This is a genomic window from Rothia sp. P100 (assembly GCF_023712425.1).
GTDB classification, from domain to species: domain Bacteria; phylum Actinomycetota; class Actinomycetes; order Actinomycetales; family Micrococcaceae; genus Rothia; species Rothia endophytica.
Map to the genome: position 1 here is coordinate 206,608 of NZ_JAMAYG010000003.1, position 17,849 is coordinate 224,456.

Consider the following 17,849-nt stretch of genomic DNA (forward strand, 5'->3'; position numbering starts at 1 on the left):
GATTTAACTATCACACTTTGCGGGCTCAGATGCGGGCAACTTCTGCAGAGTCGGTAAAGACACCGGTGGCGCCCCAGTTTCGCAGTTCGTTGGCGCGGGCACGGCTGTTGACCGTCCACACGTTGACATCGTAGCCAGCGGTCCGAAGCTGCTGGACGGTGGCTCGGGTGAGGCCTTCGGACTGGATGTGCACAGCGTCTGCGTTGATGAGTTCTAGCACCGAGAGCCAGTCAGGTTGCAGCATTTCGCGGGTAAAGAGAGCGCCAGCTCGGTACCGAGGTGCCCGGCGCTTGAGTTCAGCCAGCAGCAGGTGGTTGAAAGAAGAGACCAGCACCTGGCGCCCCGGTTCTAAACGGTCTAACTGCTCGATGACGGCGTCTACCAGCTGTAGGGAACGTTCCCTGCCCTGCTCATTGGATTTCAGTTCAATGTTGGCATTTAGCCCACGCTGGTTCATGAGGTCGATGAGCTGAGCCAGAGTGGGCACCGGTTCACCGGCATATTCGGGGGCAAACCAGGAACCGGCGTCCGCCGATGCAAGTTGCTCTGCGGTGTGCTCGTAGAGGCTACCGGAGAGATTGGTGGTGCGATCCAGGTCAGTGTCATGTAGCAGGACGGGGGTGCCACAGGCAGCCAGGTCAACGTCGGTTTCACACCAGGTGAAGCCGGCATCTACGGCTGCGTTAAAAGCGGCCAGGGTGTTCTCTGGGTGGGTGGCGGATAGCCCGCGGTGCGCAAAAAAGATCATGCTTCTATTCTGGAGCAAATAGAGCGCTCAGCATAGGAAACAGCATCTGTAGAGCAACCAAATTTCAGGGGTACCTTCCGCCCAAAAATACTGATAAACCGCCACTCACGGGCAGAAAGTACCACTTTTTTATCAAGAGCTGAGGGAGCTTAAAGTCCTTTGGAGAAGGCGCGCACCTGCACCCCGGTGTCCTCAAGTTTGCTACGCACAGCGCCGGCGAGAGCAACAGCGCCGGGGGTATCCCCGTGCACGCAAATACTGTCAGCTTCGAGTGCCACGCGGCTGCCATCTACGGCGATAACCTCGCGGTCCACCACCATGCGCAGCACCCGCTCCGCTACCTGCACTGGATCATGAATGACGGCACCTGCCTCGCGGCGTGACACCAGCGTGCCCTGCGGAGTGTAACCACGGTCAGCAAACGCTTCATAGAAAACCTCCACCCCAGCGTCCTTGGCGCGGCGTTCAATTTCACTGTTAGGCAGGCAGAGCACCGACAGGTTGGTGCCGGACGCTCGGTTAAGCTCTGCGAGCGCCGTGGCAACTGCCTGCGCCTGGGCCTCGTGGTGCACGATGGCGTTGTAAAGCCCGCCGTGGGGCTTGCAGTAAGTGACCTGCCCGCCGGTCATGCTGGCGACTGCTTGCAGGGCACCGATCTGGTAGATGACAGCGTCAGTGAGTTCGGTGGCGGTCATATCCATGAAACGGCGGCCAAAACCCGCTAAATCCGGGTAGGCAACGTGGGCGCCGATGGCTACACCCTGGGCGACGGCAGCGGTGCAGGTTGCACGCATGACGCTGGGGTCACCGGCGTGGTAGCCGCAGGCGATGTTGGCTGATGAGACGATACCCATCATGGTTTCGTCATCGCCCATGCTCCAGGAGCCGTAGGCTTCGCCGGAGTCTGAGTTAAGGTCTACTGCCAGGGTCATAGGGGCCTCCTTGAGCGGGATCTGGGTCTGGTTTCTATTCTGCCAGGCGCACGCAGGAAGAAAGCCACTATCTAGCCACATTGTTGAACAATTATTGAGAAGAGGAATAACCCTTCGGCAAGAGAAACTTCTTGCCGAAGGGAAGGCATCAAGCTGCCAGCACCTGACTTAGGCGCTTGACACCCTCGGTGAGCACCTCGGGTTCAACCGCTGAGAAGGCAATGCGCAACTGGTTGGCGCCGGGGTTGACCAGTGCGCCGTCTACCACCACCGGCTCATAGAAAGCTGAGCCGGGAATGAAGACTACGCCAGCTTCGATAGCCGGTGCCAGGGCGTCGGCGGCATCTGCAAACTTTCCACCCTCAGGCAGGGTGAGCCAGGTGAAGAAGCCACCGGCGGGCACCGTCCAGGTAGTGCCTTCTGGCATGTACTTCTCACACGCGTCGAGAACCGCCTGACAACGCTGCTGGTAGAGGGCAGCAGTCCGGCGGGTATGCGGCTCCCAGAGCCCTTCACGCATAAAGCCCAGCACCAGGCGTTGGGACAGCACCGAAGGGCAGATCGTCACCGCTTCACCGGCAATCTGCAAGAACTTGCGCACCCGCAGAGGTGCAACCATCCAGCCCACGCGCACCCCCGGCGAAAAGACCTTAGAGAAGGACCCCAGATAGAGCACATTCTCAGGGTCATAAGAGTAAAGCGAGCGGCGGCGGAGCCCATCAAAGGACAGCTGACCGTAGGGATTATCCTCAACAATCAGAACGTCAGCCTCCCGGCAGACTCGCACCAGCTCGGCGCGGCGCTGATCCGAGAGGGTAATGCCGGTGGGGTTCTGAAAGTTGGGGATGGTGTAGAGGAACTTGACCTTCTTACCTTCAGCGCGAATCTCAGCGATCGCCTGCTCAACTGCAACGGGGTCTAGCCCATCGGCATCCAAAGGGACCTGGCGTACATCCGCCTGGTAGCCCTCAAAGACGCCCAACGCGCCGGTGTAGGTGGGGCCTTCTGCCAGGATGACGTCCCCGGGGTTAACGAAGAGTTTTGTGGCAAGGTCCAGGCCCATCTGAGAGCCAGCAGTCATCTGAATATCATCGAGCTGCGGGCTAAGACCCTCAGAACCCATAAAGTCGCAGACCAACTGTGCCAGTTCTTCCAACCCGGCACCAGAACCGTACTGCAGAACCTCCAGACCTTCGTCTTCAATGATGCGGGCGCTCATGGCACCCAGCTCACCCAGGGGTAGCAGGTCAAGGTCTGGGTTACCGCCGGCGAGGGAGATGATGCCGGGGCGCATAGCAACCTCAAAAACATCACGCACTGCCGAGGGACGGAAGCCCTCGGCGCGGGCGGCAAAATGATTCATGATGCGCGCTTCGGCGGGGGTGGCATTGGCCAGCAGTTCCTCAATCTTTGTCATGTTCTAGCCCTCTGCCTTCTCACCGTAGGTAACCGTGGCTTCACCGTAAGCAGGTGAGGTGGGCTGAGCGTTTACACCAGCGGCATGCAGGGAGATCAGCTCGTAGACGACGTGGGCACCCGCAAGACCGGTCAGCTCAGCATGGTCGTAGGGAGGGGACACCTCAACCACTTCAGAGCCCACCAGGTTAAGCCCGCGCAGACCGCGCAGAATTTCCAGAAGCTCACGGCTAGTCATACCGCCGGGCTCAGGGGTGCCGGTGCCCGGTGCGTGGGCAGGGTCAAGCACGTCAATGTCGATGGAAACATAGAGCGGGCGCTCGCCAATGCGAGCGCGCAGCAGCTCAACCACCTTGGTTACGCCCAGGTAGTAAACATCGGCTGAAGAGACGATACCGAAGCCGAAGCGGGCGTCGTCATCTAGGTCCTCGGTGCCGTAGAGGGAGGCGCGGGTGCCCACATGGCAGAGGGCATCGGTATCTAGCAGTTCTTCTTCAAAGGCGCGGCGGAAGGGGGTTCCGTGAGTGTACTCAGCACCGAAGTAGGTGTCCCAGGTATCCAGGTGGGCGTCGAAGTGCAGCAGGGCAATTTTTCCATGCTTCTTGTGCAGGTTGCGCAGGTTAGCCAGAGCAATGGTGTGGTCCCCGCCGATGGAGATCAGCGTGGTGCCGTCCTCGGTAAGTTCATGGGCGCCAGCCTCGAGCATTTCTAGGGCTTCATCAATGTTGAAGGGGTTACCCACGATGTCCCCGGCGTCCGCCACCTGGGCTTCTGCAAAGGGGGAGATATTGGCTGCAGGGTTGAAGGGACGGAGCAAACGGGAGGCTTCACGCACATGGTTGGCGCCGAAGCGGGCACCGGGACGGTAAGAGACACCGGAGTCCCAGGGCATACCGGCCACCACGATATCCGCTTTTTCCACCTCGTCCAGGCGCGGCAGACGAGCAAAGGTTGCTGATCCTGCCCAGCGCGGCACCTGGGCTGCGTTAACAGGCCCGAGCCGTTCGGTACCGTCTGTGCCGGTGGCGGTGACTCGGTTGGGTTTGGCTGAGAAGGATGCTTCTGCCATGGTGCTCCTTAAAGAGTTAGATAGCGCGCTCATATGTGAGCACTGCCACGAGATTTCACTCAACTATAACCCGGTGACTGACAAGTTTTTATTGCATCCCTAGTGACTATCTATGCAGTCTTCGATACATATGCAAAACAGCGGAAACCTATACTAAATCAGGCGACTGTAACCCTCCTGGAGTACCCATAATGGTGAATAGTTTTTCAAAAAATTTCGCTCCGCACCCCTCCCATCCCTTACAATGTGACTGCCCGCACGCACACACTCACCCTGGAGTTTCAGTGAATCTTGCCATCATTCTGCTCTACCTAGTAGCCCTTATCTTCTGTGGCTACATGGGTAAACGCCGCGCCAAAAATGCAGAGGATTTCCGTGTCGCCGGACGCCGCCTGGGCCCCCTGCTGTACACGGGCACCATGAGCGCCGTCGTCCTAGGCGGGGCATCCACCGTAGGCGGTGTAGGCCTGGGCTACACCTACGGTCTGTCAGGCATGTGGCTGGTTGTAGCTATCGCCACCGGCGTGGTGCTCCTGTCGCTGATCTTTGCGCCCATCATTTCTAAGCTCAAAATTTACACGGTCTCGCAGATGCTCTCCCTGCGGTACGGAGTACGCGCCACTCAAGTCTCCTCTATCGTCATGCTGGGCTACACCCTCATGATCACGGTGACCTCAACCGCCGCCTACGCCTCCATCTTCCGTGTCATGTTTGATATAGACCGCTCCTGGGCAATTCTGCTGGGCTCCCTGGTCGTTATTGGCTATTCCCTGCTGGGCGGCATGTGGTCCATTACCCTGACCGATATGATGCAGTTCGCCATCATGACCGTGGGCATCTTCCTGCTCATGCTGCCTTTATCCCTATCACAGGCCGGCGGCTGGGATGGACTGACCGAGCGCCTTTCCCCCGAATACTTCTCACTGGACACCATGGGCACTAATTCCATCATCACCATGTTCGTGATTTATACCCTGGGCATTCTGGTGGGGCAGGACATTTGGCAGCGCGTCTTCTCAGCACGCTCCCCCGAAGTCGCCCGCTGGGGCGGGACCGGTGCAGGTGTTTACATCGGCCTCTACGGCATAGCCGGAGCTGTCATTGGCATGGCAGCCGCAGCGCTATTACCAGTCCTAGAAAGTCAGGATGACGCCTTCGCCACCGTAGCTCAGAACTACCTGCCTACCGTTGTAGGCGGCGTAGTACTGGCAGCCGGCGTAGCCGCCATGATGTCTACCGCCTCCGGCGCATTGATCGCCTCAGCCACCGTGGCTCGCGTGGACGTTATCCCCTTCTTGACCGGCAGGCCCGCCCTTGAAGAAGAAGGCGGAGATTCGGGCGCCACCCTGGCAACTGACCGGATTTACCTGCTGATTCTCGGCCTGGTTGCTACCGTCCTGGCAATTTTCCTGACCGATACCGTCACCTCTCTGACCATCGCCTACGACATTCTGGTCGGCGGTCTGATGGTTGCTATTCTGGGCGGCCTGCTCTGGCGCCGTGGCACCGGTGCGGGCGCAGCGGCATCCATGCTAGTCGGTTCAGTGGTGACTCTAGCGTCTATGCCCATTTTTGGAGTACTCGCTAACGAGCCTATTTACTACGGCCTAGCGTCCTCGCTGGTGGTTTACGTTGCGGTCTCGCTATTCACCAAGCCCACCTCGTCTGAGGTCATGAACGCCTGGGACGCCCGGCTGCAGCAACGCCACCAGCACTCAGTAAGACCCAGCCAGCGAGCGCTTAGCTGAAAGTACCCGTTTTGTTTCGAAAATACCCACGGTGGAGGGTGCCGACGAGAGAAAGCGGGTATTTTCGTCCGGCCGCACCAAACCCATAAACATACTGTGGTCTGCATAACATTTCAGGGGTGGAAATATGCAATATTTATGCGCCCAGCACGTATGCTAAAGCGGACAACTGCTGATGAAAGGCACCCTCTTGGCACACTCTCCCCAGCGCGCAGGCACCACCGAGCCTCGCCGCAACGCCGGTTACGCGATTCTGGCAACCCTGCGTAATTACGGCATCGACACAGTCTTTGGCATTCCCGGCACCCACAACCTTGAGTTCTACCGCCATCTAGAGGAGCTGGGCATCAAGCCCGTCACTACCCGTCATGAGCAGGGTGCTTCTTACGCTGCCGACGGCTGGTCCCAGACTCGCGGGCTGCCCGGTGTGGTCATCACCACCTCAGGACCCGGCCTGCTCAACTCCCTCTCGGGAGCAGCCACCGCCTACGCCGAATCTCGCCCCATGATTATCCTCTCCCCCGGCCGCCCGGTCGGGCACGAGTTCCGAGATATCGGCGCCCTGCACGAGACCAAGAACCCCACCGGCGCGGTCAACTCCATTGTTGAGTTTTCCCGCCGCGTGAACTCGGCTGAAGAAGCGGTGGACATCATCCACAATGCCTTCCGCTCCTTCGCGCACGCCCGTCCGCGCCCCATCCACATCGAGGTGCCCCTTAATATCTTGGAAGCCGAAGTCGAGGTGGACGAGGCGCTCCTCGCTGCCCGCCCCTTGGGCAAACCTCAACCGGCACCCGCCGAAGACGTTGAAGAGGCAGCCCGCATGCTAGCGGCGTCCACTAACCCGGTGATTATTGCCGGCGGCGGCTCCCTTGCTGCAGCCGATGACCTGCTGCTCCTAGCAGAAACGCTAGAAGCCCCCGTGCTCACCTCCATTAACGGTAAGGGCGCAATCCCAGAGAAGCACCGCCTATCCCTGGGCGCAGACCTGCGCCTCACCGCCGCCCACTCCTTCTGCCAGCAAGCCGATGCCATGCTGATTATCGGCTCGAAAATCGGTGAAGCTGAGCTGTGGGAAGGCGATATCCGCCCCGCAGGGCCGGTCATCCGGGTGGATATTGAACGCTCCCAGATGCTCACCAACATCACCCCGGATATTGAGTTGCCGGGCAACTCAAAAGCTGTCGTGCCGCAACTCTTGAAAGCGCTGTCAGAGCAGGGAGTCACCCCCGCATCGCGCACACAGCGAGACCTGCAAGAAATCTTTGACGCCCTAGATAATGAGGGGCGGGCCATTGCACCTGAACTAGCCCAACTCAACGAGCTGATTATGGAAGTTCTGCCTGAAGACACTATCATCGCCGGTGACTCCTCCCAGGTCACCTACATGGGCACCACCACCTTCTACCGGGCGCCCAAGCCCAATTCTCTGCTCTACATGGCGACCTACGCCACCCTGGGGTACGGTCTGCCCGCCGCGGTGGGCGCCAAGATTGCCGCCCCTGAGCGTCCGGTGGTCTGCCTGCTGGGCGACGGCGCACTCATGTTCGCCATCCAGGAGATGATGACGGCGGTGGAGCAGCAGCTCGACCTACCCATTATTTGTGTGGATAACGGCGGCTACGGCGAAATCCGCCAGAATGAGCGCGACCGGGGCATCGCGGATGTTGCGGTCAACTTGGTGCAGCCTGACTGGGTGAAGCTGGCGGAGGGTTTCGGTGCCACTGCTTTCACCGCCACCATGGACACCTTGGCAAAGACGGTCACCCAGGCTCTAGGGACCAAGGGGCCCAGCCTGATTCACCTCAAAATTGGTGAGAGTCTGCGCTAGGCAAGGAAAGTGGCTGGGCGATAATAACTGGTTTCACCTACCCCAAGACCTGATAGAACAAAGCGCCCCGTCTGCTCTCCACCTTTGACTGGAAACAGACGGGGCGCCTCGGGGTGCGAGTTCCCTAGTGATCACTCATGACGTAGGGCGTCAATGGGATCTAGTTTTGCCGCCTTATTGGCGGGGTAATAACCAAAGAAGAGGCCGATACCCAGTGAGAAACCCAGAGCCAGTAATACTGCGCTCAGTGGTGGGAAGGTCATTTCACTGAAGAAGGTGGACCCAAAAATACCCAGAGCGCCCCCTAAGAGCACACCAATCACCCCGCCCACTAGGCACACCATCATGGCCTCAATCACGAACTGCAGACGAATAGCCCCGCGAGTAGCGCCCAGTGCCTTGCGCACACCGATCTCTCGGGTGCGTTCGGTGACGGTCACCAGCATGATGTTCATGACGCCAATGCCACCCACCAGCAAGGAAATACCAGCGATAGCCGAAATGGCCGCGCTGATACCGTCCAGAACCTGGTTAAAAGCGTCCGTGGATGCCTGGAAGTCCTGGATTTCTGCATGGAAGTTTTCATTGGATCGGTACATACCCGTCAGCACAGCCTGCAGCTGGGACTTAACCTGCACGAGGTCCTGACCTTCAGCCGGACGCACCGTGAGGCTAGCCCACGATTCCTCCTTATAACCCAGCGCACCGCTATTAGTGTAGGGCGTGTAGGTAATATCGTCGGTGGACGAGAGTAAGAGACCGCCAGAGGTGTTGGGGGCAAAGACACCCACTACCACGGCGCTGGAGCTAGAACCCTGAGCATCCAGCTCGACCTCCCCACCGATAGCGTCCTCTGGGCTATCGAAGAGGGAGAACATCTGGGATTCGGAAATCAAGATCACCGGGCGGCGGTGATCAATATCGGTCTGGGTCATGGTGCGACCGTAGGTGATATTGACTTTCTCAAGCTCTAAGAAGTCCAAGTTCACCGGGGAAACACTCGCTGACTGGCTCCGTTCCCCGTTATAGAGGGTCACGCCCATACCACCGTAGGCACTACCCACCGGCACACCGGAGATTTTATCCCCCATAGCGTCCTTGATGCGCTGAATATCATCGACATCAAGTTTTGAGGCTTCATCAGGGGCAGCTCCACCCCCACCGTACATGGCGGCATAGGGATCATTACTGGTTGATGTGTCCTCTTCTCCCTCCTTGGGTCGCTCGGTCACCTGCACCATGAGGTCATTGGCGCCAGAACTGACGATGGACTGGGTGGTCTGCATCTTGAGCGCATGGCCCAGAGTAAGAATGGCAATTACCGAGGAGATACCCACGATGATGCCGAGCAAGGTGAGGAAAGAGCGCATCTTGTTGGTGCGTAAGCTACTGAAGGCTAGCGAGATTGATTCGCGGATGTTCATGCCTGTCCCCCTCCTTGCGGGGTAGCTGCAGGGGGCGCAAGGACGCTGGTGGGCGAGGTCGCCACAGGCCCTGCGGCAGGTGCCCCCAGGTAGGGGGTGGCGGCGTCCTCACCGCTCACGATTCTGCCGTCTACCATGGTCACCACGCGGGTGGTTTCGGCGGCTAGCTCGGAGTTGTGGGTGATGAAGACAATGGTCTTGTTCTGCTCGCGGTTGAGCTGGTGGAAGAGGTCCATGACCATGCGCCCGGTCTGGCTGTCCAGCGCACCGGTCGGTTCATCGGCTAGCAAAAGCGGCGGATCGTTGGCGAGCGCACGGGCGATGGCTACACGCTGCTTCTGACCGCCTGAAAGCTGAACGGGGTTGTGCATCATGCGGTCAGCGATGCCCATTTGTTCGAGGAGGTGCTCGGCGCGTTCGCGGCGTTCTTTGACGTTGATGCCGGCGTACATCATGGGCATCTCTACGTTTTTAAGGGCGGAGATTCTGCCGATGAGGTTGAAGCTCTGAAAGATGAAGCCGATGTTTTGGCTGCGGTAGAAGGCTAGATCGTCATCGTCGAGCTGCATGATGTCTTCGCCGTCAAAGGTGTAGCTGCCCTGGTTGGCTCGGTCCAGCAGTCCGATGATGTTCATGAGTGTGGTTTTGCCGGAGCCGGAGGCACCTACCACCGAGACGAATTCGCCGCGGTCCACGTGAAAGTTCACGCCGGGGAGGATGGTGATGTGGCTTTCGGCGCCCACGTTGAAGCTTTTGACGATGCCGCGCATATCCAGCAGGCGGTTGGATGCCGCGCCGGGGAGCGCCAAGGTCGGATCAGCTCCCGACTGGCCGGGTAGCCAGGCGCCGGGTTGCCCGGGCAGGTTGTATTCGTAGCCGGTCACGGGTTACCAGCTCATTCCTGAGCCGAGGGTGACGTTCTGGCCCAGCTGCGAGCGGTACTTCTCACCGGGGGTAAGCACCATGTCACCCTCAGCCACGTCCCCGCCGGTCACGGCGACATCAACGTCGTTGGCTAGGCCGGTTTCAACGGAGCGCTCTTCGAGGGTGTAGCCGCCGGAGTCGGTGGGTACTGCCACGACCACCGCTTTGGTGTCGGCGTCGGTGGTGTAGACGGCGTCCAGAGGGAGGGAGAGGGTGGAGGCTTCTTCAGCGGTGATGATCTGCGCTTTGACGCTGGAACCCAGCTGCAGGCCTTCGCGATCACCGGTTACTTCGATTTCAACGGTGAAGGTGGGGTCACTTGACCCTGCGGGGGCGCCTGCTGCCTCTGAATCGGATTGCTGCACGGAGTCAGCGATGGAGGCCACCGAGGTAACGGTGCCGGTGTATTCCTTAGAGCCGGTGCTGCCGGAGGTAAAGGTGACCTTGTTGCCTTCCTTGATGGAAGCGATATCTGCTTCACGCACCTTGGTGGTGATGGTGAGCTTGGAGTCATCACCGATAGTCACCACCGGGCCGGTTGCAGGAGCGCCAGGCTTAGCCACGTTCATCACCACACCGTTGATGGGTGAGCTAATGGTTGCCGAGTTGATATCGTCCTGTAGCTTCTGGAGGGCCTGGTCACGAGTGGTCTGGGCGGTGGTCAGGGCGCTACGAGCGGTTTCTAGTTCGGTAGCCAGAGTAGCGAGTTGAGTATCGGCTGCACTGCGAGCGGTGGTGATACCGGTGTCAGCGTCAGCCTTGGCTCCGGCTGCGATGCGTTGGGCACTCTCTGCGGCGCGGACCTCCGTGGCAAGAGCGGGGTCGTTGCCTGATGTAGCGAGTGCCTCACGCAGAGCGGAGAGGTCGTCGTTGGCAACGGTGAGCTGTTCATTGGCGGTTCGCTGGGCTCCCTGAGCCGCAAGGATGTCAGGGTTAGTGCCATTGTTAATGCCGGCACTGTAGTTGTCATAGGCGCCCTGGGCGGCGGTAAGGGCGCTCTGCGCTGAGGTGACCTGACCGTCCAGGGTGGTGCGCTGGCTATCCAGCTCACCCTGCAGGGCTGAGGCGTCAATCGTCGCTAGGGTCTGCCCCAGTTCTACACGATCACCGGGTTCAACGGTGACAGAACTAATGGGTGAAGTGAGGTGGGTGGTGACTGACTCTACGGTACCGGGGCTGACGTACCCCTCAACCCTCACACGGTTACTTACATCTGAGCTAGTCAAAATGAGGTAGTCAGTGGCGGGAACCTCCGAAGCACTCTCTTCCCCACCCCTCAACAAGGACGTCAACAGGACACCGATGAGTATGAGTGCCAGGAGACCAGAGCCCACCCACATCAAAGTTTTGGTGAGGGTAGACATCTTCTTACGGCGCACGGGCCGGGAGCGCTGGGACGCCGGCCGATGGTGTGCCGGAGCGGCTGGTTCGAAGCTGGGGTCGTTCTGCATCGGGGTCACTTTCGATGATAGGGAGGTGAGAGAGACTAGTAGCCCTGTCTTATCCCTCAGTATAGGGAGCCTCTCCCCCCACTATTTCAGCTTCTCACCGCTAGATTCCCAAAAATCATACCTAGGGATGACTCATGATCTTCCAGCTCTCAACCTCTAGGCTGAGCCACCCCTGCTTACTTGAAGAAAGAGCCACCGCGGGCGTCCTGCTCTGCCGATGCCCCGGACCGCTCTTGTGCCTGCGCGATAATCTGCGCCTGCTGTTCGGGGCTGTAGGTTTCATCGACTACGCGCACCACTTCAGAGATGTCGTAGATTTCATGGTCGGTGAGGTAGTTAGCTGAGTCAGTCAGCACATCGCGCACCCGCTGCTCCAGCTCTTCCAAGGTGGCGATACCCGCTTCTTGCAGCACCACGGTTTCCTCTGCGGCGTCCTCCTCAGTGGCCTGCGGGTCATCCTCAGACTCATAGAGGGTGAAACTGTAGGCACGCTCATCATCAACATGGGCAATATTCATGATGATGGTAAAGATTCTGCCGGTCAGCTCAACATAGGTCTTATCAAGCTCAGCAGTCTCTACCACCACCCCATCTATCATTTCTGGAGCGTCATACTCAAAGGCAAACTCAAAGTCAGTGGCAAGGGAACGGGCGAGCGGAGCGATACCGCGATCAGGTGTAGGCATGGTCCAAGACTACCGGCAGGAAACCTATCTGGTGATGCGCCATTAGGCTTGTGGCACCGCCAGCTCACCCAACGCATACTGCGCTTTACCGAAGCCAAAGCTCCAGTCATTAAAGGTGTTCTCAACATAGCCAATAAAGACGTCCTCGCCCGCTACCCCTACCTCGGCAAGTTCACTGGCAATTCGAGCGTACAGTTCCTGCTTAACCTGCGGGGTGCGGCCTTCCTGAGTAAAGATCTGAATCATCACTACCCCGTCGCTGCGTTCAAAGCCGAGACCTGCATCCTCTGCAATAATGCTTCCGGGCTCATGACGGTTAATAATTTGAAAGCGGTCGCGCGGTGGAATAGCGTAAACAGCAACGATTGCACTATGAATGGCATCGGCAATGTTGCGGACGCTTTCGGGGCTGTGAGTGTTATTGAGATCAATGCGGACGAGGGGCATAACGGCTTCCTTCGACGGGAGTAATGTGACACCACCAACACTATACTTTGTCCTTACAAAGTTCAATTCTTTTCTCATTTTTATCAACATAGGGCCACCTCCAGCGGAATCTGAACCCTTCCTATATACTCTAATTGTCCATACATAGTGACATTCGAACTATCCCTGCTCACAGAATATGGCTTCCGATGTTTACGCTTTCTTCTCTATCCATCGATAGAACCTCTCCCGTACCGCTTTATCACCAGCTGGTCAGCGAAATCAAGAATGCAATCTCAACCAGCACCCTCACAGCCGGCACCATGCTCCCCAACGAGCTAGAAATCGCCGCTCAACTCCACCTCTCTCGCCCCACCGTGCGCAAAGCAATGGACGAGCTGGTGAGGGCAGGGTTACTCGTTCGCAAACGCGGGGTTGGCACCCAGGTTGTTGCTAACGAAATCCGCCGACCGCTCTCCCTGACCTCGCTCTATACCGATCTGTCGCAGAGCGGAGTCACCCCCGGCACCAAGGTTCTCACCTTCGAAATCATCGACCCCCCCGCCCATATAGCTCAGGAACTGCAACTTACTAGCGGCGAACAGGTCTACCACCTCTTGCGTCTGCGTCTCGAAAACAACCAGCCACTGGCCATAATGGAAAACTGGATTCCTGTAAAACTGGGCGCCATTGAACCCGATGATCTCACCCGGCAGGGTCTCTACGATGTCCTGCGCGCCCTAGGTGTCACCTTCTCGTTGGGGCATCAGACGGTTGGTGCAAAAATAGCCAACGCTTTTCACGCAAAAACCCTCGATATTGAGCTGGGGGCCCCCTTAGTCTCCATGCAACGCACCGTTATCGATGACATTGGCACCCGCGTGGAAACCGGTAGGCACGTCTACCGCGCTGATCTTTACAGCTTTGAAATGACCCTCTCAAACTAAACACAACCCAAGAGCGCGGCCTATACACGCCCCGGCACCCTACTCACCCCGCAGTAGACACAGCTATTCCAAGGAGAAAATATGTCAGAGTGGTTTTACCCCGCAGGTAGCGCAGCAGAGGGCCCCTGGGACCTATCGCTGGGCACCCACGATTCAAGTCTCGCGGTAGCAAGCTGGTCTCATACCGGCATCAAAACCGCCACCTTCAATGACCAGAAGATTACTCTCGAAGCCGCCCCTGAAGAACGCATTATTGTGCCGCTGACAGGTGATATTACCGCTACTGTAGACGGCAAGACCTACGAGCTTGTCGGGCGCGAATCGGTCTTTCACGGCCCTGCCGATGTGCTCTACACCGGCGTTAACCGCCCCGTCACTCTGGAGGGCGCCCCCGGGGTGCGGGTAGCAATAGCAACCGCCCCTGCCACGGCAGACTACCCGGTACGTCACCTGACCCGCTCAGAAATCCCTCTTGAACTGCGCGGTGCGGGTAACTGCTCCCGCCAAGTTCACAATTTTGGCACCCCCGCCACCCTAGAAGCTGACCGCTTCATCGTCTGCGAAGTCATCACCCCGGCAGGCAACTGGTCTTCCTACCCGCCACACAAGCATGATGAAGAAAAAGAGGGCGAAACCGCCCTCGAAGAGATTTACTACTTTGAGACCCGTAAGACCCCCGGAGCGCCAGAAGAAGCCAAAGATGCCATTGGCTATCAGCGGGTCTACGCCTCTGATGAGCGCCCCATTGACGTCAATGAAGAGGTACGCACCGGTGATGTCGTACTGGTTCCCTATGGCTGGCACGGCCCCGCTATGGCCGCCCCCGGCTACGACCTTTACTACCTCAACGTCATGGCTGGTCCCGGGCGTGTGCGAGACTGGCTCATTTCAGATGACCCCCACCACGGTTGGGTGCGTTCCACCTGGGAAGACCAGAACATTGACCCACGCTTACCCTTCACTGCCTAGATAGAATGCCTACCTGGCTCAGCGCCTACCCTGTAAGACGGTGGGCGCTGAGCTCAGCGAGGTTCCCATGACCTACGAACTGAGCTTAACCGCCTGGGTACTACTGGCAGTTGCTGCCCTGCTGGTAGGTGTTTCTAAGACCGCTCTGCCCGGAGTGAATATGGTTTCTGTAGCCATTTTTGCGGCTCTCATCCCAGCAAGAGAATCCACCGGGGCCTTGCTTTTACTCCTGATGGCGGGGGATATTATGGCACTCCTTGCCTACCGACGCCATGCCCACCTCCCCACCCTGGCAAGACTGGTTCCCGCCGTCCTGCTAGGTCTACTAGCCGGCGCCGGTTTCTTATTGATAGCAAATGATGCCTGGGTTCAGCGCGCCATCGGCGGACTGTTGCTAAGCCTTATGGTCCTGACCCTTTGGCAGCGGCATCGGGTTACACAGACTAGGAGTAAAGACGGCGCACCCAGCCCTCAGAACAGGTCAGGAGCCCGGTGGCTCTACGGCTCCCTGGGCGGCTTCTCCACCATGGTTGCCAATTCAGGTGGGCCGGTGATGAGCATGTATTTTCTTGCTATCCGCTTTGAGGCTGCGGCACTGCTGGGCACTGCTGCCTGGTTCTTCGCGGTGATGAACGCCGTCAAGTTGCCCTTCTTAGTGGGCATGGGATTGGTGAGTACCCAGACTCTTGCTCTGGATATTTGGCTTCTACCCGCCGTCCTTGCCGGGGGCTTACTGGGACGCTGGTTGATTTCAAAGATTGACCAGACGCTCTTTGAACGTCTGGTCATCTGGATTACCGTACTCGGTGCGCTCTGGCTACTAGTGCGCTAAGATCACCTCAATTAAGTTAGCCGGCTTGTCGCGCAGAGGTAGTGCCTTCCACCGCTTGCACAGGCTCCCAGCGGCCACTGTTGGAAGAATCCTCAGCTGCCTGCACCACGCGGTTAGCCAGCAGAGCATCATGAACATCGGCGTTCAGGCTCTCACCTCCGGTGTAGGCAATCAGGAATTTCTTCGCTTCAATGACCTTCAGGTCGTCATAGCCCATGGATGTTCCGGCGCCCGGCTGGAACTTGGCAAAGTCACCAAAGCCAGCACCAGCCATCACCCGGGTATAGCCCACAGTGGGACCGCTGCGATCTAGCGCGACCTCAAGCTCGTTCATACGCTCAAAGTCCCAGCGTACCGAGCCCTCAGTGCCGTAGATTTCGATGGAGTACTGGGCGCGAGGGCCAACCGCCACGCGGGAAGCCTCAAGGGTCCCTACTGCACCGGCACCAGCGGCGTCCTGCCCAAAACGCACCAGAAGAGCCGCGTAGTCCTCATTTTCAACCGGTGCCATCTCCCCGTTTTCGATAACGGCAAAATGGGTGCCCTGCCCTACCGACAATTTGGGGCGCTCAGTGTAGACCGTGGAGGTCAACGCACTCACCTCAGAGATGGGCCCAACAATATAGTGGGCAAGATCTGCCAGGTGCCCCATAAGGTCCCCAAGAACCCCTGTTCCAGCTAATTCTCTGATGAATCTCCAGGAAAGCGCACCCTTGGGCTCTGATGAGTAGTCAGCAAAAAAGGCACCACGCACATTGGTAATACGCCCCAGCGCCCCGTCGGCAACCAGCTGCCGGGCATACTCGATGGCAGGGGTATTACGGTAGTTAAAGCCCACCGCGGTTTCCACGCCCGCTGCGTCAGCGGCTTCTACCACGCTCAAGGTCTCGTCAGCAGAACGACCCACTGGCTTCTCAATCCAGAAGGCTTTACCTGCGGCAGCGGCTGCTTTACCCATCTCTGCGTGCAAAAAGTTGGGCGCACAAATGGAAACTACATCCACATCGGGGTGCGCTAGCACTTCATGGTAATCCATAGTGGAAGATTCAAAACCTAGGACATCGCGCGCGTAGTCTGCGCGGTCGGGGGAGGTATCTGCGGCAATAATCAGCCGGGGCTTTATGCCAAGTTCGGGGTAAACGATGGGCAGGGAAGTATAGGCACGGGTGTGCACCTTACCCATCCATCCAACGCTAATAAGGCCTACGCCAATAGTCTTCTGTTCCATAGTGGTCTCCTGTAGAAGTGCTGATAAAAATGACACAGACAGCACACAGGTCTACAGAAAGAACGTATCTTTGCCCAGAACTATACCCCACCCCACCAATATTTTGGAGCACTCTCAACATTAAGGTAGAAACACTGACCCTAAGAGGGCCCTGTGCGAAAATATATTCATGCCCACTCCCCCCAAACGTGCCACCATTATGAACGTCGCCACAGAAGCCGGTGTATCAAAGTCCCTGGTTTCTCTGGCCTTTAAAGATCCCAGCAAGGTCAGCGATGAGCGCCTCAAACGTATTCGTAGGGCGGCCGACAAACTGAACTACTCCCCCAGTTTTGTGGCACAAACACTAACATCCCAGAGCTCACCCTTTGTAGGGATTCTGGTGCTCGACTTACATAACCCTATCTTCATTGAGATTGCTAATGCTGTGCGCCGAACACTGGCGCAATACGGTGAGTTTGGGCTGATAATGAGCGGCAGCGAGGAATCCAGCGACCAGCCGGGTCGCCCCTATGGCACCTTAGACCCCCAAGTGCTACATATGCTCCAGAGCCTACGCCCCAAGGCTCTGATAGTGGTGGGCACAGCCAATCAGGAAAAAGAGTTACCCGCAGGGATCCCCATTATCTACGCCAGCGCAGCGGCCGCCGCAAGCTCCCACCATACCTGCGTACGAGCCGACGATATGGCGGGCATGGAACTGCTGATTGACCACCTCACCAACCTCGGGCACCAATCTATCGCTTTTGCAGCGGGCAGTTCCGGTGAGGTCACAAAGGAACGGCAGGAGGCCTACGAGAACCTGCTGGCAACGCGCGGCTTGAAGCCTACCATTCTTACTGGGGACTATACCGAGGCAGGAGGCTACCAGGCAGGAAAAGCCCTCCTAGAGATAGAACCCCGCCCTAGTGCCGTCATTGCGGTTAATGACCTTTCAGCGTTGGGGCTCATTCGGGCGGTCGAAGAAGCTGGCGTACAAGTTCCCGAGGATTTGGCAGTAGCAGGTTTTGACAACATTCAGCTGGCTGGGATTCCGCGAATTTCACTCACGTCGGTAGACCCAGATAAGGCTAAAATCGGGGAACTCGCGGCACTTGCGGCTATGGAAGGCATCGCCCAGGGAACCACTCAGGTAGGGCTCCTTGAGGTAGCACCCCGACTCATGGCACGCACTTCCACACTAGGAACTAGCATCTAACTAACCCCACAGAAATGTGA

The 17,849-nt window shown here is 58.1% G+C and carries 16 protein-coding genes; 6 read left to right on the plus strand and 10 right to left on the minus strand.

Annotated elements, in window-relative coordinates; all coding sequences use genetic code 11:
* Nucleotides 1–25: 25 nt before the first annotated feature.
* From M3668_RS08180 to speB, 4 genes are all read right to left on the minus strand, one after another.
* Nucleotides 26–748 carry a glycerophosphodiester phosphodiesterase family protein gene (locus M3668_RS08180; RefSeq protein ID WP_251380353.1) on the minus strand — a complete coding sequence of 241 codons (723 nt, stop codon included), beginning with the start codon at nt 746–748 and terminating at the stop codon, nt 26–28.
* 149 nt (nt 749–897) lie between these two features.
* Complete coding sequence (locus M3668_RS08185) at nt 898–1,680, minus strand: LamB/YcsF family protein (protein WP_251380354.1); 783 nt, start codon at nt 1,678–1,680, stop codon at nt 898–900.
* Between the two features lie 148 nt (nt 1,681–1,828).
* A complete protein-coding gene (locus M3668_RS08190) occupies nt 1,829–3,097 on the minus strand; it encodes an aminotransferase-like domain-containing protein (protein WP_251380355.1) in 1,269 nt (422 codons plus the stop codon).
* Between the two features lie 3 nt (nt 3,098–3,100).
* Complete coding sequence (gene speB / locus M3668_RS08195) at nt 3,101–4,165, minus strand: agmatinase (RefSeq protein WP_251380356.1); 1,065 nt, start codon at nt 4,163–4,165, stop codon at nt 3,101–3,103.
* A 284-nt stretch (nt 4,166–4,449) separates the two neighbouring features.
* Between speB and M3668_RS08200 the strand changes: the two genes are divergently transcribed.
* Complete coding sequence (locus M3668_RS08200; protein ID WP_251380357.1) at nt 4,450–5,913, plus strand: sodium:solute symporter family protein; 1,464 nt, start codon at nt 4,450–4,452, stop codon at nt 5,911–5,913.
* 190 nt (nt 5,914–6,103) lie between these two features.
* Nucleotides 6,104–7,744: a thiamine pyrophosphate-binding protein gene (locus M3668_RS08205; protein ID WP_251380358.1), complete on the plus strand. Its 1,641-nt coding sequence runs from the start codon at nt 6,104–6,106 to the stop codon at nt 7,742–7,744.
* Nucleotides 7,745–7,875: 131 nt separating this feature from the next.
* Here the strand turns inward: M3668_RS08205 and M3668_RS08210 are convergent, their stop codons facing one another.
* From M3668_RS08210 to M3668_RS08230, 5 genes are all read right to left on the minus strand, one after another.
* On the minus strand, nt 7,876–9,168 hold the full coding sequence (locus tag M3668_RS08210) for an ABC transporter permease (RefSeq protein ID WP_251380359.1): 1,293 nt from the start codon (nt 9,166–9,168) through the stop codon (nt 7,876–7,878).
* Nucleotides 9,165–10,052, minus strand: a complete 888-nt coding sequence (locus M3668_RS08215) for an ABC transporter ATP-binding protein (protein ID WP_251380360.1) — start codon at nt 10,050–10,052, stop codon at nt 9,165–9,167. Before M3668_RS08215 ends, M3668_RS08210 begins: the two co-directional genes overlap by 4 nt.
* Before the next feature lie 3 nt (nt 10,053–10,055).
* Nucleotides 10,056–11,543, minus strand: a complete 1,488-nt coding sequence (locus M3668_RS08220; RefSeq protein WP_251380361.1) for an HlyD family efflux transporter periplasmic adaptor subunit — start codon at nt 11,541–11,543, stop codon at nt 10,056–10,058.
* A 176-nt stretch (nt 11,544–11,719) separates the two neighbouring features.
* Nucleotides 11,720–12,229, minus strand: coding sequence for a hypothetical protein (locus tag M3668_RS08225; protein WP_251380362.1), 510 nt, complete (start codon nt 12,227–12,229; stop codon nt 11,720–11,722).
* A gap of 42 nt (nt 12,230–12,271) precedes the next feature.
* Entirely contained in the window at nt 12,272–12,676 is a 405-nt protein-coding gene (locus M3668_RS08230; RefSeq protein WP_251380363.1) for a tautomerase family protein, read from the minus strand.
* Nucleotides 12,677–12,864: 188 nt separating this feature from the next.
* Here M3668_RS08230 and M3668_RS08235 point away from each other — a divergent pair, with 188 nt between their 5' ends.
* The 3 genes from M3668_RS08235 (at nt 12,865) to M3668_RS08245 (ending at nt 15,403) form a co-directional block, all read left to right on the plus strand.
* Nucleotides 12,865–13,602, plus strand: coding sequence for a GntR family transcriptional regulator (locus M3668_RS08235; RefSeq protein ID WP_251380364.1), 738 nt, complete (start codon nt 12,865–12,867; stop codon nt 13,600–13,602).
* Between the two features lie 81 nt (nt 13,603–13,683).
* The gene (gene iolB / locus M3668_RS08240) at nt 13,684–14,571 is read left to right on the plus strand and encodes a 5-deoxy-glucuronate isomerase (RefSeq protein WP_251380365.1); all 888 of its coding nucleotides are present in this window, start codon (nt 13,684–13,686) and stop codon (nt 14,569–14,571) included.
* Nucleotides 14,572–14,638: 67 nt separating this feature from the next.
* Nucleotides 14,639–15,403: a sulfite exporter TauE/SafE family protein gene (locus M3668_RS08245; protein ID WP_251380366.1), complete on the plus strand. Its 765-nt coding sequence runs from the start codon at nt 14,639–14,641 to the stop codon at nt 15,401–15,403.
* A 16-nt stretch (nt 15,404–15,419) separates the two neighbouring features.
* Here M3668_RS08245 and M3668_RS08250 read toward each other — a convergent pair whose 3' ends face one another.
* Nucleotides 15,420–16,631, minus strand: a complete 1,212-nt coding sequence (locus M3668_RS08250) for a Gfo/Idh/MocA family protein (RefSeq protein ID WP_251380367.1) — start codon at nt 16,629–16,631, stop codon at nt 15,420–15,422.
* 169 nt (nt 16,632–16,800) lie between these two features.
* On the opposite strand from M3668_RS08250, the gene M3668_RS08255 reads away from it, so the two are divergent.
* Nucleotides 16,801–17,829: a LacI family DNA-binding transcriptional regulator gene (locus tag M3668_RS08255; RefSeq protein WP_251380368.1), complete on the plus strand. Its 1,029-nt coding sequence runs from the start codon at nt 16,801–16,803 to the stop codon at nt 17,827–17,829.
* The last annotated feature ends 20 nt before the right edge of the window (nt 17,830–17,849 follow it).